Below are 20,951 nucleotides of genomic sequence, written 5' to 3'. Positions count from 1 at the left end.
ACCAGGGACAGCTGACACCCCCACCGCAGAGCCCAGGAGCCGTGATGACCCCCACCACCGCATCGCCCCGACGACCGTCCGCCCGGCTGCGGAGGGCCACCGCCGTGCTCGCGGCGGCGGCCGTCGCCGCCACCGGTCTCGGCCTCGCCACCGCCTCCTCCGCACGGGCGGACGCGCCCGTCGCGCAGGTCTGGCTGACCACCGCCGACGGCGGCAGCCGGCTCGCTCCCCAGGGCGAGGTCGCCTTCGACGCCCAGCCGCAGCCGATCGACATCGCCGTCGACGCCGGCGACGTACGCCAGCGGTTCTCCGGGGCCGGTGCCTCGGTCACCGAGGCATCCGCCCACCTCATCAGCGGGCTGCCCGCCGGCCAGCGCGACACCCTGATGAACTCGCTGTTCTCCCGCGACGGCGACGGCATAGGACTCAGCTACCTGCGTCAGCCGCTCGGCAGCACCGACTTCAACGCCGGTTCGTTCTACACCTACGAGGACACCCCCGGGCAGTTCGGCATCGAGCGGGACCAGCGGCAGATCATCCCCGTGGTCCGCCAGGCGCTGGAGATCAACCCCGGCATCCGGCTGATGGGCAGCCCCTGGTCGGCGCCCGCGTGGATGAAGACCGGCGGCTCCCTCAACGGCGGCAGCCTGGACCCGGCCCACTACGGGGACTACGCGCGCTACCTGGTGCGCGCCATCGAGGCCTACGCGGCCGAGGGCATCGAACTCAGCGACCTCACCGTGCAGAACGAGCCGCTGCTGGAGACGGTCTACCCCTCCATGCACATGACCGCCGCCCAGCAGGCCGCCTTCTTCCGGGTGTTGGACGGCGCCCTCAGCCAGGCGGGCCTGCCCACCACCCTGTTCGCCTACGACCACAACTGGGACGTCCCGCAGTACCCGCTGGACGTCCTGAACGCCACGTCCGACATCGACCGCGTGGCGGGCGCGGCCTTCCACTGCTACGGGGGCTCCCCGGAGGCACAGGCCCAGGTACGGGACGCCGGGAAGCGGGTCTACTTCACCGAGTGCTCGGGAACCGACTCCGCCGATCCCGCCGCGACCTTCGCCGACACCCTCGGCTGGCACGCGGAGAACCTGGTGGTGCGCAACATGCGCAACGGCGGCGAGACCACCATCACCTGGAACCTCGCCCTCGACGCCGACGGCGGCCCGCACCAGGGCAACTGCGAGAACCGCTGCAACGGGGTGGTCGAGATCGACGGCACCACCGTCACCCCCGGCGCCGAGTTCTACGTCCTCGGACACCTCACCAAGTTCGTCGACCCGGGGGCCGCGGTCATCGGCTCCAGCAGCCAGGGTCCGGGCGGGGTGCAGAACGTCGCCTTCCGCAACCCGGACGGCAGCCGCGTCGCGTTCGTCGTCAACCGCGCCGGTGCCGCGCGGACCTTCTCGCTGACCGAGGGCGGCAGCTCACTCAGCCACACGCTGCCCGCCGGTGCACTCGCCACCTTCACCTGGGAGGCGCCGGGTTCCGGCGGGCCCACCGATCCGGTGGAGATCGTCCCCGGCGCGGGCTACCAGGTGACCGGCGCGGGCGCCGGCTGCCTGGACGTGGCCGACTGGAGCACGGCGAACGGCGCCGCGCTCCAGCAGTGGAGCTGCGGTGACCCGGGCCAGGCCAACCAGACCTGGACCTTCCACCCCACCGGCGCGGGCCACCACCGCGTCACCAGCCGGCACGCGGGCACCTCCTGGGACGTCGACGGAGGCCCCGGTGCCGTCCACAGCGGAGCCCCGGTCCACCTGTGGAACTACGAGGGCGGCACCAACCAGCAGTGGCGCGCGGAGCGGGCGTCCGACGGGACCCACCGCTTCGTCGCCCGCCACAGCGGCCACTGCCTCACCCTGGACAGCCCGTCCGCCGACAACGGAGGGCGCCTCACCCAGCGGCCGTGCACCGGCGCGGCCGGCCAGTCCTTCCGGTTGAACCCGGTGGACTGACCCGGGCTGACCCGGGCTGACCCGCACTGACACCACTGACGGGAGCCGGCTCCCACCGCGGCCGTGCGGTGGGACCCGGCCCCGCGGAGGTTCAGAGCGAGCAGTGGGCCGGCCGGACGGCGGCCATCACGGTGTCCAGCCGGGCGTCCAGATCGACCGGCCCGGGACTGTGCGCGACATGGGAGACGGTCGCGTGCAGACAGCAGAAGGCCGCGCCGACCACGGCCCGCAGCAGTGTCCGGTCCTCGTCCACCGGAACGCCGCGTCGCACCCGTCGCTCGTGGAGCACCTCGGCCAGCCGGTGGTGCATGCTCTCCATGTGCTTGAGGTAGGCCGCGAGCAGCGCCGGGCTGCTCTCGACGATCTGCTGCATCGCGGCGCCCCGCTCGCGCCGCTCCGCGTCCGCGAAGTGCTCGGCCACGACATCGAAGACGCGGCGCAGCGAGTCCCACTCCGGCTCGTCGAGGGGGCGGGCGGCCAGCCGGTCCAGGAAGGCGCCGCCCATGCGCGCGTAGTGCTCGATGACGACCTCCTCCTTCGACGCGAAGTAGCGGAAGAAGCTGCGCTTGGACATGCCCACGCGCTCGGCGATCGCCTCGACGGTCGTCGCCTCGTATCCCTCTGTGGCGAACATCTCCTCGGCGGTCTCGGCGATGCGGGAACGCACGGTGCGGCGGGTGAGTTCTCGCAGACCGGGGGGCGCTGACATGGGCGCAATGGTACCAAGTGAATTACATGGCACCTGGTGACACGAGTGTCGTAAGGTGTTGGCGCGGCCGCCTGGACGGCCCGCGCGGCCCGGGCGGAATCGACCGCCCCGCCCCCGGGAGCATCCCCCGGCGTCGTCGCACCACCCGAACCATCAGGAAGGCCCCCAGCATGTCCGCTGACCGTGGCGCACCCGCCACCGTCTCCGACTCGCCCGCCGACGAGTCGCAGGACGCGATGCCGCGTCAGATCAAGATCGTCATCGGCCTGCTGGTCGTGTCCGCCTTCGTCGTCATCCTCAACGAGACGATCATGAGCGTGGCGCTGCCCCGGCTCATGGAGGACCTGGACCTCAGCGCCTCGACCGCCCAGTGGCTGACGACCGGGTTCCTGCTCACCATGGCCGTGGTCATTCCGACGACCGGCCTGATCCTGCAGCGCTTCACCACCCGCACCGTCTTCCTGTCGGCGATGACGCTGTTCACGACGGGAACCCTGCTGGCCGCCGTCTCCCCGGGCTTCGGTCCGCTGCTGGCCGGCCGGGTCATCCAGGCCTCCGGCACCGCGCTGATGATCCCGCTGCTGATGACCACCGTGCTGAACTTCGTGCCGGCCGCACGTCGCGGACGCACCATGGGCCTGATATCGATCGTCATCGCCGTCGCCCCGGCGGTGGGCCCGACCTTCTCCGGCCTGATCCTCTCCTCGCTCTCCTGGCGCTGGCTCTTCCTGGTAGTGATCCCGGTCGCACTGCTCAGCCTGGTGCTGGGCGCGATGATGATCCAGAACATCACCACGCCCCGCAAGGTCTCCTTCGACGTGGTCTCCATCGTGCTCTCGGCACTCGCCTTCGGCGGGCTGATCTACGGGCTGAGCGCCATCGGAGAGTCCAGCGCCGGGCACGCCCCCGTCCAGCCCGCCCTTCCGATCGCGGTCGGCGCGGTGGCGCTGCTGGTGTTCGTCGTGCGGCAGACCAAGCTCCAGAAGCGCGCGGCCGCACTGCTGGACCTCCGCCCGTTCACGGTGCCCACCTTCGCCATCGGCGTGCTGATGATGGTGATCTGCATGGGCGCGCTCTTCGGCTCGCTGATCCTGCTGCCGCTGTACCTGCAGAACGTGCTCGACCTCTCGACCCTCTCCACCGGTCTGATGCTGCTGCCCGGCGGTCTGACCATGGGCGTCGTCGCCCCGATCGTCGGCAGGCTCTTCGACCGCTACGGGCCGCGCCCGCTGGTCATCCCCGGCGCGTTCGGCATGACGGCCGCGCTCGCGGCGATGACCCGGCTGGGCGAGGGATCGGCGCCGGCGATGATCGTCGCGATCCACGTCTTCCTGTGCGTCTCGCTCGGGTTCATGATGACGCCGCTGATGACCTCCTCCCTCGGTTCCCTCAACCCCGAGCTGTACTCCCACGGCAGCGCCATCGTCAGCACCCTGCAGCAGCTCGCCGGAGCCGCCGGCACCGCGCTGTTCATCACGGTGATGACCCGTGGCGCGACCGCCGCGGCCCAGGACGGGCGGGGAGAGGTCGGGGCACTCGCCGACGGCATCCACGCGGCGTTCCTGGTGGGCGCGGCGCTCGCCGTGGTCGGTGCCGCGTTCTCCTTCCTGGTCCGGCGTGCGCCGCAGAAGGCGGGACCGTCCGATATTCCGTCCGACACCCCGTCCGGCTCGCCGGCCGAGGAGACCGACCGCCGGGAGGGCACCGTCACCCCTGCCGGGAGCCCCGCTCCCTGAGAGGGACTACCACCCGCGTACGCCCGCCTGCTGCGGCACCGCGTGCCCGCCACCGCCCGTCATCACCGGGCGGTGGCGGGCACCCGCCTTTTTCCGGCTCAGGGGCGCGAGACCCGGTCGGGGGAAGCGCTCCGCCAAAGTGCTCATCGGGAGGCCCCGTTCGGGTGTCCCGGCGGCGTCGGCGGTTGTGCGGACCGGCGGCCGCGGGCAAGGTCGATCTCGTACTTGTCCGCTCATTCGGGAGGATTTCCCATGCGCATTCGCTCCGCTGTCCTCGCGGGCGTCTTCACCGTCGCCGCTCTCGCCGGTGGCGCCGGTTCGGCGTTCGCCTGTGGCGACAACAAGGGTGGCCACCACGAGGTCGTCAAGGCCGGCTTCGAGCACGAGGTCGAGGCCAAGGGCTTCTACTACAAGAACCTGGGTGGCCCCTACGGCATCACCGAGGCCGCCGGCTTCAAGTACGAGCAGGAGACCGAGGGTTACCTCGTCGCCAAGCGCTGACGCCACGTCGTCGTCCGGAGCCCGGTACCCCTCCACGCGGGGTACCGGGCTCCGGCCGTGTGCGCCCCCGCGTGACCGCGCACCGGAACCGAGCGCACCACCGGTCGCGTCCAGTCGTCCGTGGGAGCAGCTCCCACGGACCACCGAGGGGGAACCATGCAGCTTCGCCGGAGAACCGGGCCCGTGCGATTCCGGAGAGTCCGGCGGGCCTTCGTCGGGTTCGGGGTGGTCCTGTGCGCCCTCACCGGGTGGCTGGCGTTCCGCGACGGGACCCCGTTCGGCTCGGTGCTGAGCTTCTTCTCACTGCTGGTCTTCGCCAACGTGGCGTACCTGCTGGCCGCCGCCTTCCTCACCTTCCGCGACCAGGAGGATGTCATCGGGCTCCTCGACGGGGACTGACGTCCCGCCGTGACCCGCCCCGGAGCGTGCCGGGCGCGCCCGGTCACAGATGGCGCAGCAACGTGCCCAGCACCGGGTTGTCGTTGGCCTCGCGCCACACCAGATCCAGTTCGACCGGCCGGGGGTCCGGCAGCGTCAGCGGCCTGAACACGATGCCGTCGAACCGCATCTGCTCCGCCGATTCCGGCACCACCGCGACCCCCCACCCCGTGTTGACCAGCGCCAGGATGCTGTGCACATGGCTGAGGTACTGGGTGAAGACCGGCGCCACCCGGGCCGCGCGGAACACGCTGATCAGCAGCTCGTGGAAGTACCGCCCCTCGACGGGGGAGTACATCAGGAACTCCTGACCGTCGAGGTCCGCCACCTCCAGCGGGCCCGCGCGCAGCGCCAGCGGGTGGCCGCCGGGAACGGCGGCGAGCAACCCCTCCCGGATCGCCGGGCGGCTGCGCAGCCCCGGGCCGAGCAGCGCGGGACGGACCATCCCCAGGTCCAGGGTGCCCTCGGCGAGAGCTTCCAGCTGGTCACGGGTCACCAGCTCGCGCAGCACCACCTCGGCCTCCGGCACCGTGCGCCGCGCCACCGCCAGCAGATCTCCCAGCGGGGCGTGGGCGCTGGTGGCGGTGAAGCCGATCGCGATCGAGCCCGCCTCGCCGGTCGAAACCTGCCGGGCCGCCAGTGCCGCGCGCTCGGCCTGGCGCAGAATCCGCCGGGCCTCGGTGAGGAAGGCGCGTCCGGCCGGGGTGAGCCGCACCGACCGGTTGGTGCGGTCCAGCAGCCGCACGCCGAGCCCCTCCTCCAGCAGCTGCATCTGCCGGCTGAGCGGCGGCTGGGTCATCCGCAGCCGCTCGGCCGCCCGGGTGAAGTGCAGCTCTTCCGCGACCGCCACGAAGCCGCTGAGCTGCGCCAGCGTGAACATCCGCCGCCTCCCGCCTCGGTGATGCGCCCGGTGTGATGCGCATCGGGTATCAGTTGATCCAAAAACAATGTTGGACGTGGATCAATCGCTGAGCCTACCGTCGGAGGGGAGGCCGGTGCGAGAACCGGACCGGACCGACCGGCCCCGGTCGGTCCGAGCGCGGCGTCCGTCCCGGCACACCCCGCTCGCCCCGCCCGCACACCCGTACGGAACCGAAGTGGTGACCATGACGCACACCCCCCAGAACACCGCCCGGGCCGCGGGTGAGGCGACCCTCGACCGGATCGCCTGGATCAAGCTCTCCTCCCTCTTCCTCCCCCTGCGGACACCGATCAGCGACGCCAAGGTGCTGACCGGGCGGCAGAAGCCCATGACCGAAGTGGCCTTCCTCTTCGTCGAACTCGGCACCGAGGACGGCCACGAGGGCATCGGCTTCAGCTACTCCAAGCGCGCCGGCGGCCCCGGCCTCTTCGCACACGCACGGGAGCTCGCCCCGACCCTGATCGGCGCCGACCCCAGTGACATCGGCAAGATCTGGACCTCGCTGGTGTGGGCCGGTGCCTCCGTCGGACGCAGCGGTCTCGCCACCCAGGCCGTCGCCGCCTTCGACATCGCCCTGTGGGACCTCAAGGCCAAGCGTGCCGGGCTCCCGCTGGCCAAGCTGCTCGGCGCCCACCGCGACTCGGTGCGCTGCTACAACACCTCGGGCGGCTTCCTGCACACCCCGACGGAGCAGGTGCTGGAGAACGCCACCGCCTCCCGGGAGAAGGGCATCGCCGGGATCAAGATCAAGGTCGGACACCCCGACCGTGCCCAGGACCTGGCCCGGGTCACCGCCGTTCGCGAACACCTCGGTGACGGCGTGCCGTTGATGGTCGACGCCAACCAGCAGTGGGACCGGCCCACCGCCCAGCGGATGGGCCGCGCGCTGGAGGAGTTCGACCTGGTGTGGATCGAGGAGCCGCTCGACGCCTACGACGCCCAGGGCCACGCCGCGCTCGCCGCCTCGCTCGACACCCCCGTCGCCACCGGCGAGATGCTGGCCAGCGTGGCGGAGCACTGGGAGCTGATCCGGCACGGCGCCGCCGACGTCATCCAGCCGGACGCCCCGCGCATCGGCGGCATAACCCAGTTCCTGCGGCTCGCCGCCCTCGCCGACCACCACCACCTCCAGCTGGCGCCGCACTTCGCGATGGAGATCCACCTCCACCTGGCCGCGGCCTACCCCAGCGAGCCCTGGGTCGAGCACTTCGACTGGCTGGAGCCGCTGTTCCACGAGCGGCTGGAGATCCGCGACGGCCGGATGGCCGTGCCCGCGCGGCCCGGCCTCGGCATCACCCTCACCGACCAGGCGCGGGCCTGGACCCGCGAGTCGTACGAGACCGGCGACCGCCGCTGAACCGGCGCCGCCGTCTCCCACCGCACCGCGCACCCCGCCCCCCCCCGCACCCGCTCGCCGTCACCCCTCTCAGGAGCGATCCGCAGATGTCTCTTCCCCCGGACGAACTCGCCCGCCGCATCGGAGCCGGGCTGCTGTCCTTCCCCGTCACCCACTTCCACGCGGACCTCACCTTCGACGAGGACCGCTACCGCGAACACGTCGCCCACCTGGGCCAGTACGAGGTCGGCGGACTCTTCGCCGCCGGTGGGACCGGTGAGTTCTTCTCGCTGACTCCGGCCGAGGTCGAGCGGGTCGTCCGCGCCGCCGTCGCGGCGGCGCCGGAGGGGACGCCGATCCTGGCGCCGGCCGGCTACGGCACCGCCACCGCCGTGGAGCTGGCCGCCGCGGCCGAACGAGCGGGCGCCGACGGCATTCTGCTCTTCCCGCCGTACCTCACCGAGGCAGGGCAGCGCGGGCTGGCCGCGCACGTCGAGGCCGTCTGCCGCTCGACCTCGCTCGGTGTGGTCCTCTACTCGCGGGCCAACGCCGTCTACACCGCGGAGACCCTGGCCCGGCTCGCCGAACGCTGCCCCAACCTGGTCGGGTTCAAGGACGGCCGGGGCGACATCGAGGCGATGACCCGGATCTACACCCGGCTCGGTGACCGACTCACCTACATCGGCGGGCTTCCCACCGCCGAGGCGTTCGCCCTGCCCTACCTCGAACTCGGCGTCACCACCTACTCGTCCGCCATCTTCAACTTCCTGCCGGAGTTCGCGCTGGAGTTCTACGCCGCGGTGCGCGAGCGCCGCCACGGGAGCGTCCTCGCCCACCTCCGGGAGTTCGTGCTGCCCTACACCGACATCCGTGACCGCGAGCCCGGTTACGCGGTGAGCATCGTCAAGGCCGGGCTGACCGCCGTGGGCCGGCCCGCCGGGCCCGTGCGTCCCCCGCTGACCGACCTCGCCCCGGCCGAACTCGCCGAGCTCACCGCCCTGATCGGACGGCTTCCCGCCCCGGCGGCCGCCGGCTGACCGTTGTGCGCCCGGCCCCGCACCCGCGCGCACGCGCGTCCGCCGCGCCGCCACCGCTCAGCGGTGGCGGCGCGGCGGACGCGGCCTTCGGGAACGAGAGTCTCAGTGTCCGGCCACCACGCCGGTCACCTCGTTGACGGCCTCGGGCAGCGTGATCGAGGCCAGCGTCTCGCCGGACTCGATGTCGACGGCGTGCAGGGCACGTTCGGCCGGCTCGGAGACATAGGCGGTGTGGCCGCGGACGAACAGCGTCGGACGTGCCTCCTGCCAGTCCAGTGGCTCCTGCCACTCACCGACGACCGGGAGGGTGTCGGTGACCTCGCCCTGCTCGGGGTCGATGACGTGGATGGCGCCGTCCGTGCCCAGCACCAGGGCCTCGCCGTGCGGGCCGCGGGCCAGCGACCGGAAGGAGTAGCTGGTACCGAGCTCCACCAGCCGCAGTTCGCCGCTGACCGTGTCGATCAGTGACACCCGCTCGGGGCGCTCCAGTTCGGCGTCCGGGTCCGACTTGTAGTCGCCGAGCAGGACCGCGGACTCCTCGCTGCCCGCCTGGTTGCCTATGCGCCCGTAGTCGTCGGGGCTGTCCACCTTGGTGAACTCGCCGTCCTGGTAGATCAGGACGCCGTCCTGGCAGCCGACGACGATCGCCTCGTCCTTCGCCGCCGCCTCGCCGTGCACGCCGGGGCAGTCCTCGTTGCGGGCCAGCTCCTCGTCGTCCGCGCCGAGGACGGCCAGACCGACCCGGCTCTCCTCGTCGCCGAGGGTGGTGAGCAGTTCGCCGTTCTCCAGCTCGATGGCGACGCCGTGGTGCGGCTCCGGCGAGGTGTAGGTGCGGCTGGGCTCGGGCGTTCCGTCGGCGAGGTCCGCCGGGTCGAAGACCACGACCTCTCCGGTGCCGTCGACGAACAGCACGGTCTTCCCCGCGTGCCGCACCACGTGTCCCGGCTTCTCGCCGGGGAACTCCGCCTCGGTGAAGTCCTGCGCGGCGGTGTCGAAGACGCGGAAGCCGGACGCGGTGGAGACCATGACGTGCCGGTCGTCGCCCGCCGGGTTCACCCGGTTGAAGCCCTCCAGCTCCACGTCGGCGGCGATCTCCAGGGTGCTGCCGTCCAGCACGTACAGGCCGCCGTCGTAGGTCACGACCAGGGCGTCGTCCACCTCGGCCGCGGGCGTGCCGTCCGAGGTGGTCCCGGTGCCGCCACCGGCCGCCTTGCCGGTGTCCGTGTCGTCGTCCTGGGACCCGCAGGCGGACAGGGCCAGGGCGGCCACCGCCGTCAGGGCGACCGCCGAGGCGGACCGGTTGCGTAGCGACTTCTTCACTGTGTGTTCCTCTCCTTCGCCGCGGGGATCCGCGGTGACGTCTTCTTCCGGGTGGCCGGGCGCGGCGGATCTCCGCCACCGGTGGTGACGGGCGGGTGCGGGGCGCGCGGCCCGGGGTGCGCGTGGGCGCGCAGGGGTCAGCGGCCGGTCAGGCCCTCACCGATGGCGGTGGTGTTGGCGCGCATCATCTCCAGGTAGGTCCCGGCGCCGCCGCCCGGTTCGGTGAGCGACTCGGTGAACAGGGGGATCACCCTGATCTCGCTGTCCGTCTCCTGGCTCAGGACCTGCGCCAGCCGTTCCGGCTGCGAGGAGTCGGCGAAGACCGCCCGCACGCCCGCCTCGTCCATGGCCCGGGTGAGCGAGGCCAGGTCGGCGGAGCTCGGCGAGGCCAGGGTGGTTCCGCTCGGGATCACCGCCCCGACGACCTCGAAGCCGAACCGTTCCGCCAGGTAGCCGAAGACGTGGTGGTTGGTGACCAGCTGCCGGTCCCGGGAGGGGATCTCGGCGAAGCTCTCCTCCATCCACCCGGTCAGCTCGGCGAGTTGGGCGTCGTAGCGGGCCGCGTTGGCGCGGACAGCCGCGTCGTCCGCCTCCGTCACGTGCTCGACGACGTGGTCGGCGATGAGCGCGCCGGCTGTCCGCACCCGGTCGGGGTCGGTCCAGAAGTGCGGGTCCGGCTGCCCGGCGCTGTCGTCGGAGCGGTAGGCGATCGGGTCGACGGCGTCACCGACGGCGAGGGTGGCGACGCCCGCCTCCGCGGCGGCGTCCACGTGCCGCAGGACGTTCTCCTCCAGCCCGAGCCCGTTGTGGACGACGAGGTCCGCCTGCTCCAGTGCGGCCGCCTGGACCGCCGAGAGGCCGAAGGAGTGCGGGTCGGCGTTGGGCCGCATCAACACGGTCACCTCGGCTTCCTCGCCGAGGATCTCGCGGGTGATGTCGCCCAGGATGTTGGTGGTGACCACCACACTGGGACGCTCGCCCCCGTCCGTCCCGCAGCCGGCCGCCGCCACGGCGGCGAGGGCGGCGACGCCGGCGAGGAGCAGGGCACGGGTGCGGACGCGGGCGCGCGGGCGGCCCGCGGTGCGGCGCCTCACCGGCCCGTCTCCACCATGTGGCCCGGCGCGAGGTCGAGTTCGAAGGTCCGGGCGATCCGCAGGTCGTCGTTGTAGTCGATCTCGTGCACGGTGCGCGCGAGTGGGTCGTTGACGTAGGCGCGGCTGGTGTCGACCTCGATGACGGGACGGCCACCGCTCTCCGGCGGCACCCGCAGCAGCTCGACGGCGGTGGTGCGGGTGCCGTCGGCGAGGTCGTACCCCTCCAGTACGCCGTCGGCGGTGAGCGCGAGCAGTGGCGCTCCCTCCCCGGCGGTGTTGACGGCGACGACCGGGCCGGTCTCCACCCGGGTCCAGCCGCGTTCGGTGACGTCCAGTACCCAGACCGCCTCGTCCCCGGCGAGGGCGGTGAGCGTGGTGCTGCCGGGCCGGCCGCGGAACTCCCGCGCCCGTTCGGCCGCCGGTACCGCGTCCCCGTAGGGGATCTTCTCGGCGTGGAAGACGCCGTCGTCCTCGGTGACGAGCAGGGCTCCGTCGGCGCAGCCGAGCACGACGCCGCGTCTGGTCACGGCGTCGCCGTGCGGGTCCTCGCAGGGTGGTTCGAGGGTGTCGACCCGCTCCCCGTCACGGGTGTGGACGCCGACGGACGCCGGGCCGTCGCCGCCGTCCGGGGCGATGAGGTGTTCGGCGTAGGGGATGACCGGGCCGGCGAACGGGCCGGCCAGCCGGGTGCCGTCGGGTATCGCCTCCGTCTCCGGGGACTCCAGGGAATCGCGGGCGAAGAGCAGTGCGTCCCGCGGGCCGTCCACGGAGGTGTCGGTGACGGCGAGAAGGCGGGCGTCGGCACGCACCGCGCCGGGACCGTCGGCGGGCACGGCGCCCAACTCGCGGACGGCCGCCCGGTAGTAGTGCACATGGTCGCCGTGGTCCACGGTCCAGGCACCGCTGTCCAGGAGGTGGGTGGCGGCGTCCGTGTGGAGGTGGGCGAAGCGGCCGTCGGTCCGCAGTGACGTCGTGCCGGGGACGTCGTCCAGGGGGTGGCTCTCCCCGGTGATCAGGTCGAGCACCCGCACGGCGCCGGTCTCCGGGTCCGCGAGCACCAGCCGTGACTGCTGCTCCGCGGCCTCCTCGGCGCCCTCGACGTAGCCGTGCGGTGTGGTTTCCCCGGTGTCGGCGGCGCCGTCCGGGTCGCCGCTCCCGGTGTCGCCGGCGCAGCCGGTGGCCGTGACCGCCAGCGCGGCGAGGACCGCGAGCGCGGCGGCGGCGCGGGGGACGCCGTGGTGGGTGGGGGTCATGCGGTCTGCCTCCGGTCGGCGGTGGTGGTCGTGGCGGTGGTCTTGCCGGCGGTCGCGCCGGTGAGCTGGGTCGCACCCGCCGTGGTGGCGGGCCGGAGCGGGCCCGGCCGGTCCACGGGGGCGGTGTCCGCCGGGTGCCGGCGACGGCGGCCGGCTGCCAGCCGGTCGCGGACGGCGGCCGCGGCGACGGAGAGGAAGAACTGGCCCACGGCGACGGCCGCGATGGTCGCGCCGGCCGCGGTGCCCAGGTGCCAGGAGAGGAGCAGCCCGAGGAAGGTCGCGCTGGTCCCGAGCAGCGCCGCGGAGGCCACCACCCCGTGGACGCGCCGCGCCCACGGCAGGGCGGCGGCGGGCGGCGCGATCAGCAGGCCGAGCACCAGCAGGGTGCCGACGATGTGGAAGGAGGCGACGATCGCCAGCGTGAGCAGCCCCAGCAGCGCGCCGTGTGCCAGCCGGGGCCGGAGCCCCAGCGTGTGCGCCTTCCGCTCGTCGAACGCGAGGGCCAGGAAGGCGCGGTGCCCCACGGCCGCCGCGGTCGCCGCGACGGCGAGGGCGATGACCAGGTGAACCAGGTCCCGTTCGCGGACGGCCAGCACGTCCCCGAAGAGGAAGCCGGTGAGGTCGACCGCGAAGGACTGGGACCGGGAGACGATGATCACGCCCAGGGAGAGCATCCCGACGAACAGCAGCCCGATGCCGGTGTCCTGGGAGAGCCGCCGCACCCGCGCCAGTCCGGTCACCCCGGCGGCCATCACCGCAGCGCTCGCTGCCGCGCCGACCAGCAGGTTGCCGCCGAGCAGCGAGGCCAGGGCCACCCCGGGCAGCAGGCCGTGCGACATCGCGTCGCCGAGGAACGCCATGCCGCGCAGCACCACCCAGGTTCCGGCGAGCGCGCAGATCAGCGACACCAGCACGCCGCCCCACAGGGCGCGTTGCACAAAGGTCACCTCGAAGGGACCGGTCAACCACTCCATGGCCCGCACACTACAATGAAAACGATTATCAATTACAAGAGGGGGTTCCGATGAGCACCACGGATCGCCGGCCGCGGGTCGGCGTCACCGAACTGGCCGCCGGCTACGCCGGGCGAACGGTTCTGAGCCAACTCACCGCTCAAATACCGGAGATGGCGACTACGGCCCTGGTCGGGCCCAATGGTTCGGGCAAGTCCACGCTGCTCGGTGTGATCGCCGGTGTGATCCGCCCGACAGCCGGATCGGTCCACCACCACGGCACCCGGAGACCGGCCTTCGTGCCACAACGCGGCACCGACGCCGCCGCGCTCCCGCTGACGGTCCGGCAGACCGTCGAGATGGGTCGCTGGGCGGACCGGGGGCCATGGCGCCGCCTGACCCGGCGGGACCGCGTGGTCGTCGACGCCGCACTGGAACGGCTCGGCATCGCGCCCCTGGCCGGCCGGCAGCTCGCCGAACTCTCCGGCGGTCAGCGCCAGCGTGCCCTGGTCGCCCAGGGAGTCGCCCAGGAGTCGGACCTGCTGCTGCTCGACGAGCCCGGGACCGGCCTCGACCTGGACGCCCGTCGGCAGATCGACGCCGTCCTCACCGAACTCGCCTCCGAGGGCGTCACCGTCGTCCAGGCCACCCATGACCTGGAGGCGGCCCGGCGCGCCGAGCACTGCCTGCTGCTGAGCGACGGCCTGCTCTTCGCGCAGGGGCCGCCGGCCGAGGTGCTGACCGAGCGGACCCTCGCCGGGCTGTGGCAGCCCGCCGGCTGACCCCCGCCGACGGTCCGTGCCCGGCCGGGCACGGACCGTCCCTCGCCCGTCCGCCGCCGGGAGGCCGGGCGCGGAGCTCCGCGGTCACCTGCAAGAGTGGGTGGCATGCCCACTGACTCACCGCCGTCCGGCGCCGCCCGCCGACCCGTGCGTCCGTCTCTCCGCGCCGGCCGGGAGCAGCGGTGCGGGTGAGACGCGCGAGGACCGCGTACGCCGTCTGGGTCGCGGCGCTGCTCGCCTACGTGATGGCGGTCTTCCACCGGACGACACTCGGCGTGGCCGGACTGGAGGCGACCGAGCAGTTCGGGATCGGGGCCGGCGCGCTGTCGGCCTTCGTCCTGCTGCAGGTCGTGGTGTACGCCGCCGGGCAGATCCCGGCGGGAATCGCGGTGGACCGCTGGGGAGCGCGGGCGGCGCTGACCGTCAGCGGCCTCCTTCTCTTCATCGGTCAGGGCACCCTCGCCGTCTCCGACTCCTTCGCACTGGCGGCGCTCGCCCGGGTGCTGGTCGGCGCCGGTGACGCGCTGGTCTTCGTCTCGGTGCTCGGACTGATCCCGCAGTGGTTCCCCGCCGGCCGCGTCCCGGTGCTGACCCAGGTCACCACCTTCCTGGGGCAGACCGGGCAGGCGCTCTCCGCCGTGCCGTTCCTGGCGTTGCTGCACGGCATCGGCTGGACCCGGGCCTTCGCCGTCGCCGCCTTCGCGAGCCTGCTGACGGCGGCGCTGGCGTGGGGCGTCGTGCGACGGGGCCCGTACGCCGTCGCCACGGTCGCCCCGGTCGCCCCGCCCCCGGGGGCGCGGCAGCCGGTGCCCGCCACGGGATCACGCGGGCGCCGCCCGTGGCCCCGCCGTCCGCGTCCCCGCCGCCGGCGTGCGCCGCGCACCGAGCCGGCGGTGTGGCGCGTCCCCGGTATCCGGCTGGCGTTCTTCGGGCACATGGGCACCCAGTTCTCGATGATGGTGTTCTCGCTGCTGTGGGGTGTGCCCTACCTGGTCTCCGTGCACGGACTGACGGCGACCGCCGCCGCGCTGCTGATCACCCTGATCGTGGTCACGGCGCTGTGCACCAGCCCGCTGATCGGGCTGCTCGCGGCGCGGTACCCCGCCCGCCGCGACTGGATCTTCCTGGCCGTCATCGGGCTCACCGCGACCGTGTGGACCGTGCTGCTGGCCTGGCGGGGCCAGGCTCCGCTGTGGCTTCTGGTGGTGCTGGTCGTCGTCCTCGGCATCGGCGGTCCCGGCTCGGTGGTGGCCTTCGACGTGGCGCGGGCCAGCATCCCGCCGCACCGGCTGGGCATCGCGCAGGGCATGGCCAACCTCGGCGGCTACTCGGCGACGCCGGTCGTCCTGGCGCTGATGGGACTGCTGCTCACCGCCTTCGGCGGCTTCAACGCGACCGCCTTCCGAGTGGCGTGGCTGGCCCAGTACCCCCTGTGGGCGCTGGCGGTCACCGGCATCGTGCTGTCCGCGCGCGCCATGCGGCGGGCCGCCGCGGCCGACGGGGGAGGGGAGCGCCCGCAGGCCGTCGCCGCGCGGCCGGTGCCCGGGCCCCTCCCCGCCGGGAACACCACCGGGAACACCGCCGACGAACCGGCCGTCGCCGACCCCGCCGGGGGCCCGGTGTCCACGCGGGCCCCCGCCGACGGCCCGCCGAGCGGGCCCGGCGGCGGCTGACCGGTGGGCCGGTGTCCGAACCTCGCCCGCCGCTGTTCGAACAAGTCCGGACGCCGCGCCGTCACTTCGGCCGATATCCGGGCGATCGGCTGACACGCGCCTCCGCCGTGTGATCACAATGCGGAGGTGAGCAGTCACGAAGAGACGCAGCCCGAACCCCTGGTCATGCGCATCGAGCACTCAGACCACCCCGTCGCCGCCGCTGTCGAGGTGGACGCGGCCCTCGCGGCCCGGCGCTACACGCATTACACGATCCGTGGGCCGCTGTTCGGCGTGGCCACCCAGAGTCCCGGCGACGGCGGCCGGTGGCGGGTGTTCGCCGGTCTCACGGAGGGCTCGGGTCAGCAGGCCCGCGACATCCTGCACTCCGCGCTGTGGTTCCGCGCGAAGGACGACACGGACGACCCCGTGGTGCGGCGCCGTCTCCTGGACGCGGTCTCCGTGCTGGAGAAGGAGCGGGTGGACGAACTGACCGTCGACGGGCTCGACTACCGGGTGGTGCGCGCGGACGAGTTCCTCTACCTCGACGAGAACGGCCCGGAACCGGCCCGGCCGACCGACCCTGTTCCGCAGAAGACCACCTGGGACGGCCGGGACCGCGACCCGGAGCCGGATGTGGGGTTCGTCATCGACCACGCCGCCGCCTCCGGTGTGATGGCCGGTGCCGAACGGCTGGCGCTGATGGGGCTGTGCTACCGCAGCGAACGCTACCCGGCCGACGTCCGGGCCGACTCCGAGCGCGCACTGGAGACCCACCCGGGCGTCGTCGTGCTGCCGCCCGCGTTCCGCGTCGTCGAACGAACCCCCGGCGGCTGGGGGATGACCACCACGCCGTTCGCCACGGCGCACGGCGCCCGCCGGTGGCTCTACTACGCGCTCAAGGAGACCTTCCCCCTGGTCTCCCCGCTGAGTGAGGCCGAGAAGGCCGAGTACGCGCGCGTCGCCGAGGAGTTCAGGGCCGACGGAACCGCCGACGAACTCGACGTCGGCACCCGCCACTTCTCGATCGCCCGGATCGGGCGCATCGTCCGGATCGGGCCCGACGGACCGGAAGGGCCCCGCCCCTCCGACGTCGACCCGCACGAACCGTCGCAGATGCACCCGGCCATGGACGACGACGGCACCATCCACTTCGACGAGTAACGCCACGGCCCTGGTCAGGGGCCCGGCGAGGCGGCCGGGGCCGGAACCCGCCATGGTGGCCGACGGGTTGTTTGTCCGGTGGCCCGCCGGGCACGCGCCTGCCCACCAGGGAACCGAACGGGAGGGCACACGATGAACGCGCAGTCAGACCCCGACGCCCGGTACGGCCGGAGCGGGCCGGGCGGCTTCCCGCCCCCGCCTGAGCACGGCGGACAGCACGGCGGACAGGGCGGCTACGGCCACGCCCACTTCGACGGCCGCCCCGCCGCCCCGCGCAACGGCGCGGGCGTAGCCGCCCTGGCCACCGGCATCCTGGCCGCGCTGACGTTCTGGACCGTGGCCGGGGGCATCCTGCTCGGTATCGCCGCGCTGGCCACCGGCATCATCGGCTTCCGGAGGTCCAGGCGGGGAGAGGCCACCAACGGGACCATGGCGGCGATCGGCGCCGTCCTCGGCGCTCTGGGGCTCATCGCGGGCGCGGCGGTTCTGGCGTTCGGAGTCTCGGTCTGGAACTCCGAGGAGTTCCAGAACCTCCAGGACTGCCTCGACAACGCGAACGGCCAGGCCGAGATCGAGCAGTGCGAACAGGACTTCAGGGACGACTTCGGCAACTGAGCCCGCGTCAGACCCGGTTGGTGAGGGCGGCCGGGTCGTCGTCGCGGGCCACCCGGTACCAGAGGTTGGCGGCGCCCGTCGTCGGGCTCACCGTCAGCGGCTCCAGCCTCACCCGGGCGCCTCCGGGCTCGTGGAAGAGCCGGGTGCCGTCGCCCAGCATCACCGGAACGACGCAGCTCAGGATCTCGTCCAGCTCCCCGGCGGCCAGGCACTGCCGGGCGAGGTCCGCGCCGAGCACGTTGACATAGCCGTCACCGGCGGCGGCCCTGGCCGCCGCCACGCCGCTCGCCAGATCGCCGACGAAGGTCACCCCGGGGACCGGCCCGGGCGGCGGACGGTGGGTCAGCACGAACTGCGGCCCGCTCCAGCCGCCGCCGAACGCCTCCCCCTCGCCCTCCGTCCCCCGGTAGGGGTCGTCACCGCCGAAGGTCCGCCGGCCGACCAGCAGCGCGCCCACCTGTGGCACCAGCTCGTCCACCAGCGGGTTCGGGCCGAGTAGGCCGGCCAGCCAGGACATGTCTCCGCCGGGGCCGGCGATGTAGCCGTCCAGTGACATCGATACCGAGTACAGCAACCTGGCCATGCCGAGGCTCCTTCGGGGGAGTGGACGCGGGGGAGAGGTGAGGTGTGCCGGGCGACCGTGGCCGCCGTGGGTGGGCCAGCCGCTCGGTGTGCCGATCCGCAGCCGGTCGCCGTCCGGGTCCCGCAGCTGGATCTCGCGGGCCCAGGGCATCTCCTCCACCGTCACCGCGAACTCCGCCGCCAGGCGAAGGCCGGCAGCCCGGGTTCGAAGCGGTGCTCCCAGGTGGGGCGGAACCCCAGACTGAGATACCAGGCGATGGCCCGCTCCGCGTCGGCGACCCGGAGGACGGGGACCGCTTGTTCCCGCATGGGGGCATGGTGCCAGAACGAGCGGCCCGTACGGTGCCAGCGCGCCGGGCGGCGGCGCCCCCGCGCCCGGGTGCCGCCACCCGTGGACGTGCGGAACGCCCGGCCGGAGGAAGAGCCTTCCTCCGGCCGGGCGTTCCCCGGTGCCGGCCGCGTGGCGGTGGGTTCAGCCCCGGACGGAGCACAGGGCCAGCAGGCAGAGGTTGATGCCCTGCACGCCCTGCGCCCCGCCGCTGCCGCCCGTGCCGGTCTGGCAGGAGGCGAGCAGACACAGCTGCCACCCCTGCACTCCGCCGCCGGTGTTGTTCGCGTTGCCCGCCTGGCTCTGGGTGCTGACCGAACCGGTGTAGCTCGCGGTCGGCTTGGCCGCCCCGGCGGAGGAGCTCGCGGACGCCGCCTGCGCGCCCGTCGCCGTCAGCATCACCAGCGCCGCGGCGGAAGCGACAGCCGCACCCCAGCGTCGTCCGTGGGTGTTCCTCATCGTCACGTTCTCCGGTCTGTCGACAACGTCGGTCCACCGGGGGTTCGGGACCGTGGCGGTCATCGGATTGGTCGGATCGTCGGATCGCCCCGGTCGTCACGGCCGCCCCACCCGCCACGTGGTGTGACCTGTCACACATCACCAATCCCTCAGCGCCACCGGCGCCGAACGCAGAGTCAAGAACCATCCCGCCCGTAGGGGGCCTTCCGGGTCAAAGGTGCCGTCACGGCACCCGAGGCCGAATCTCCGCCCCCGCCCCGGCGCCCAGCCGAGCCGTCACCGAAATCCGCGCTAGGTGTGATCACGAGTGTCCGAGACAGCCGCCTCCTGCCTCCCCCTGACCGCCGGCCAGCTCGGCCTGTGGTTCGCCCAGAAGATCGACCCCACCAGCCCCGCGTACAACATCGCCGAGTACGCCGACATCCGCGGACCGCTCGACCCCGAACTGCTGCGGCGCGCGGTCCGGCAGGTCGGCACCGAGGCCGACGCCCTCCGCGTCACCTTCGGGGAGCGCGACGGGGTGCCCTTCCAGCGCGTGGCCGCCGAGATCGACCTGCCCGTCGAGGTCGTCGACCTCCGCGACCGCCGCGAGCCACTCGCCGAGGCGCACCGGCTGATGGGCGAGGCCCTCGGCGTCACCGACGACCCCGCCACCGGCCCGCTCATCCGCCTCACCCTGCTCCGGCTCGCCGACACGCACTGGTTCTTCCACCAGCAGGTGCACCACCTCGCCATCGACGGCTACGGTGCCGCGCTAGCCCTCGGCCGCATCGCCGACGTGTACACCCGGTACGCGACCGACCCCGACGCGGAGATCCCGCCCTTCCACGCCCCGCTCGCTCCGCTGCTCGCCGAGGAACACGCCTACCGCGAGTCCGCGCAGTTCACCGAGGACCGCGAGTTCTGGGCCGCCTACCTGCGGGACATGCCCGAGCCGGGAGGGCTGCGGGACGCCGCCGCGCCCCCCGCCCGCACCGCCGCCCGGGCCGGCCGGGAACTCGGTGCCGACTGGCTGACCGGCCTGCGCGAGGCGGCCCGCTCCGCCGGCGCCGGCTGGCCCACCCTCTTCATCGCCGCCACCGCCGCCTATCTCCACCGCGCCCGCGGCCAGTCCGAGGTGGTGCTCGGCCTGCCGGTCACCACCCGCCGCACCGACACCGCCCGGCTCACCCCCGCCATGGTCTCCAACATCCTGCCGCTGCGGCTGACCGTCTCCCCGTCCGACCGCGTCCAGGACCTGCTGCGCCGCACCTCCCGCGCCGTGCGCACCGTGCTGAAGCACCAGCGCTTCCCCTCCGAGGAGCTGCGCCGCGAGCGCGGACTGCTCGGCCGGCGCGACCGCCTCACCGGACCCGTCGTCAACGTCATGGCCTTCGACGACACGCTGGCCTTCGGAACCGGCACCGCCACGCTCCACAACCTCTCCATCGGCCCGGTCGAGGACATGGCGGTGGCCGCCCACGCGTCCTTCGCCGACGGCGGCCTGCGGCTGGACCTGCTCGGCAACGCCGACCTGCACTCCGAGGCCGACCTCGCGGTCCACCACGAGCGGCTGGTCCGGCTGCTGAACGCCTTCATCGCCGATCCCACGGCACGGCTGGGCTCCGTCGGTCTGCTCGACGACGCCGAGAGGAGACGGATCGTCGCGGCCGGCACCGGCACCGGGCACGCTGCGACGGTCACGGACGGCACGCCCGCCACCACCGCCACCACCGCGATAGCCGTCGGCGCCGACGGCTCCGCCGTCCGGTCAGTGCCGGACGCCACCCCGCTGCCCGTCCGGTTCGCCCAGCAGGTCGCCGCGACACCCGGCGCCACCGCCGTCGTCGGCGCCGACGGCACGCTGACCTTCGCCGAACTCGGCAGCCGCGTCGAGGAACTGGCCGCCCGGCTCGCCGCGAGCGGCGCCCGCCCCGGCACCCGGGTCGCCGTCGCCCTGACCCGGTCCTCCGACCTGGTCGTGGCGCTGCTCGCCGCCATGCGGTCGGGCGCCGCCTACGTGCCGATCGACCCGTCCTACCCCGCCGAGCGGACCGCCTACCTGCTGGCGGACTCCGCACCGGTCGCCCTGGTCTCCGACCCCGGGACCGCCCGGACGGTCGACCC

The 20,951-nt window shown here is 73.4% G+C and carries 19 protein-coding genes and 1 pseudogene; 11 read left to right on the top strand and 9 right to left on the bottom strand.

Annotation, left to right across the window (positions count from 1 at the left end; all coding sequences use genetic code 11):
- Positions 1 to 44 precede the first annotated feature (44 nt).
- The gene (locus E0D90_RS10210; protein WP_130797437.1) at positions 45 to 1,964 is read left to right on the top strand and encodes an RICIN domain-containing protein; all 1,920 of its coding nucleotides are present in this window, start codon (positions 45 to 47) and stop codon (positions 1,962 to 1,964) included.
- Positions 1,965 to 2,055: 91 nt separating this feature from the next.
- On the opposite strand, the gene E0D90_RS10205 is transcribed toward E0D90_RS10210, so the two are convergent.
- On the bottom strand, positions 2,056 to 2,673 hold the full coding sequence (locus tag E0D90_RS10205) for a TetR/AcrR family transcriptional regulator (RefSeq protein ID WP_130797436.1): 618 nt from the start codon (positions 2,671 to 2,673) through the stop codon (positions 2,056 to 2,058).
- A 170-nt stretch (positions 2,674 to 2,843) separates the two neighbouring features.
- On the opposite strand from E0D90_RS10205, the gene E0D90_RS10200 reads away from it, so the two are divergent.
- The 3 genes from E0D90_RS10200 (at position 2,844) to E0D90_RS10190 (ending at position 5,309) form a co-directional block, all read left to right on the top strand.
- Entirely contained in the window at positions 2,844 to 4,409 is a 1,566-nt protein-coding gene (locus E0D90_RS10200; protein WP_174856178.1) for an MDR family MFS transporter, read from the top strand.
- A gap of 252 nt (positions 4,410 to 4,661) precedes the next feature.
- Positions 4,662 to 4,910, top strand: coding sequence for a hypothetical protein (locus tag E0D90_RS10195; RefSeq protein WP_103504066.1), 249 nt, complete (start codon positions 4,662 to 4,664; stop codon positions 4,908 to 4,910).
- A gap of 183 nt (positions 4,911 to 5,093) precedes the next feature.
- Positions 5,094 to 5,309 (top strand): hypothetical protein, encoded by a 216-nt coding sequence (locus E0D90_RS10190; RefSeq protein WP_130797435.1) that lies wholly within the window; start codon positions 5,094 to 5,096, stop codon positions 5,307 to 5,309.
- 43 nt (positions 5,310 to 5,352) lie between these two features.
- Here E0D90_RS10190 and E0D90_RS10185 read toward each other — a convergent pair whose 3' ends face one another.
- Entirely contained in the window at positions 5,353 to 6,228 is an 876-nt protein-coding gene (locus tag E0D90_RS10185) for a LysR substrate-binding domain-containing protein (RefSeq protein ID WP_130797434.1), read from the bottom strand.
- Positions 6,229 to 6,454: 226 nt separating this feature from the next.
- On the opposite strand from E0D90_RS10185, the gene E0D90_RS10180 reads away from it, so the two are divergent.
- Together E0D90_RS10180 and kdgD are read left to right on the top strand one after the other, a co-directional pair.
- Positions 6,455 to 7,627: an L-talarate/galactarate dehydratase gene (locus tag E0D90_RS10180; RefSeq protein WP_174856177.1), complete on the top strand. Its 1,173-nt coding sequence runs from the start codon at positions 6,455 to 6,457 to the stop codon at positions 7,625 to 7,627.
- A gap of 86 nt (positions 7,628 to 7,713) precedes the next feature.
- Positions 7,714 to 8,643 carry a 5-dehydro-4-deoxyglucarate dehydratase gene (gene kdgD, locus E0D90_RS10175; RefSeq protein ID WP_130797432.1) on the top strand — a complete coding sequence of 310 codons (930 nt, stop codon included), beginning with the start codon at positions 7,714 to 7,716 and terminating at the stop codon, positions 8,641 to 8,643.
- Between the two features lie 102 nt (positions 8,644 to 8,745).
- On the opposite strand, the gene aztD is transcribed toward kdgD, so the two are convergent.
- From aztD to aztB, 4 genes are all read right to left on the bottom strand, one after another.
- Positions 8,746 to 9,963, bottom strand: coding sequence for a zinc metallochaperone AztD (gene aztD, locus E0D90_RS10170; RefSeq protein ID WP_130797431.1), 1,218 nt, complete (start codon positions 9,961 to 9,963; stop codon positions 8,746 to 8,748).
- A 137-nt stretch (positions 9,964 to 10,100) separates the two neighbouring features.
- Positions 10,101 to 11,057, bottom strand: coding sequence for a zinc ABC transporter substrate-binding protein AztC (aztC, locus tag E0D90_RS10165; protein WP_130797430.1), 957 nt, complete (start codon positions 11,055 to 11,057; stop codon positions 10,101 to 10,103).
- Positions 11,054 to 12,310 (bottom strand): hypothetical protein, encoded by a 1,257-nt coding sequence (locus E0D90_RS10160; protein WP_130797429.1) that lies wholly within the window; start codon positions 12,308 to 12,310, stop codon positions 11,054 to 11,056. The genes aztC and E0D90_RS10160 overlap by 4 nt, the downstream gene beginning before the upstream one ends.
- On the bottom strand, positions 12,307 to 13,284 hold the full coding sequence (gene aztB, locus E0D90_RS10155; protein ID WP_130797428.1) for a zinc ABC transporter permease AztB: 978 nt from the start codon (positions 13,282 to 13,284) through the stop codon (positions 12,307 to 12,309). The genes E0D90_RS10160 and aztB overlap by 4 nt, the downstream gene beginning before the upstream one ends.
- 50 nt (positions 13,285 to 13,334) lie before the next feature.
- Between aztB and aztA the strand changes: the two genes are divergently transcribed.
- The 4 genes from aztA to E0D90_RS10135 all read left to right on the top strand — a co-directional run bounded on the left by aztA (position 13,335) and on the right by E0D90_RS10135 (position 17,476).
- Positions 13,335 to 14,045 (top strand): zinc ABC transporter ATP-binding protein AztA, encoded by a 711-nt coding sequence (gene aztA, locus E0D90_RS10150; RefSeq protein ID WP_130797427.1) that lies wholly within the window; start codon positions 13,335 to 13,337, stop codon positions 14,043 to 14,045.
- A 188-nt stretch (positions 14,046 to 14,233) separates the two neighbouring features.
- Complete coding sequence (locus E0D90_RS10145; protein ID WP_130797426.1) at positions 14,234 to 15,718, top strand: MFS transporter; 1,485 nt, start codon at positions 14,234 to 14,236, stop codon at positions 15,716 to 15,718.
- Between the two features lie 126 nt (positions 15,719 to 15,844).
- A complete protein-coding gene (locus tag E0D90_RS10140) occupies positions 15,845 to 16,861 on the top strand; it encodes a DUF5954 family protein (protein WP_130797425.1) in 1,017 nt (338 codons plus the stop codon).
- A gap of 132 nt (positions 16,862 to 16,993) precedes the next feature.
- Entirely contained in the window at positions 16,994 to 17,476 is a 483-nt protein-coding gene (locus E0D90_RS10135; RefSeq protein WP_174856176.1) for a DUF4190 domain-containing protein, read from the top strand.
- Between the two features lie 7 nt (positions 17,477 to 17,483).
- Here E0D90_RS10135 and E0D90_RS10130 read toward each other — a convergent pair whose 3' ends face one another.
- From E0D90_RS10130 to E0D90_RS10120, 3 genes and pseudogenes are all read right to left on the bottom strand, one after another.
- Positions 17,484 to 18,059 (bottom strand): dihydrofolate reductase family protein, encoded by a 576-nt coding sequence (locus E0D90_RS10130; RefSeq protein WP_130797438.1) that lies wholly within the window; start codon positions 18,057 to 18,059, stop codon positions 17,484 to 17,486.
- Positions 18,060 to 18,140: 81 nt separating this feature from the next.
- Positions 18,141 to 18,367: pseudogene (locus tag E0D90_RS10125) on the bottom strand (glyoxalase superfamily protein); the annotation flags it as partial.
- 163 nt (positions 18,368 to 18,530) lie between these two features.
- Entirely contained in the window at positions 18,531 to 18,845 is a 315-nt protein-coding gene (locus tag E0D90_RS10120) for a hypothetical protein (protein WP_130797424.1), read from the bottom strand.
- A gap of 307 nt (positions 18,846 to 19,152) precedes the next feature.
- Between E0D90_RS10120 and E0D90_RS10115 the strand changes: the two genes are divergently transcribed.
- Positions 19,153 to 20,951: condensation domain-containing protein (locus E0D90_RS10115; RefSeq protein ID WP_157996846.1), on the top strand; the 1,799-nt coding region annotated here is incomplete at its 3' end.

The organism is Streptomyces otsuchiensis, assembly GCF_004305975.1.
In the GTDB taxonomy this organism is placed as follows: Bacteria; Actinomycetota; Actinomycetes; order Streptomycetales; family Streptomycetaceae; genus Streptomyces; species Streptomyces otsuchiensis.
Note: the sequence above shows the minus strand (reverse complement) of the source record. Positions and strands in the feature narration are given on the sequence as shown.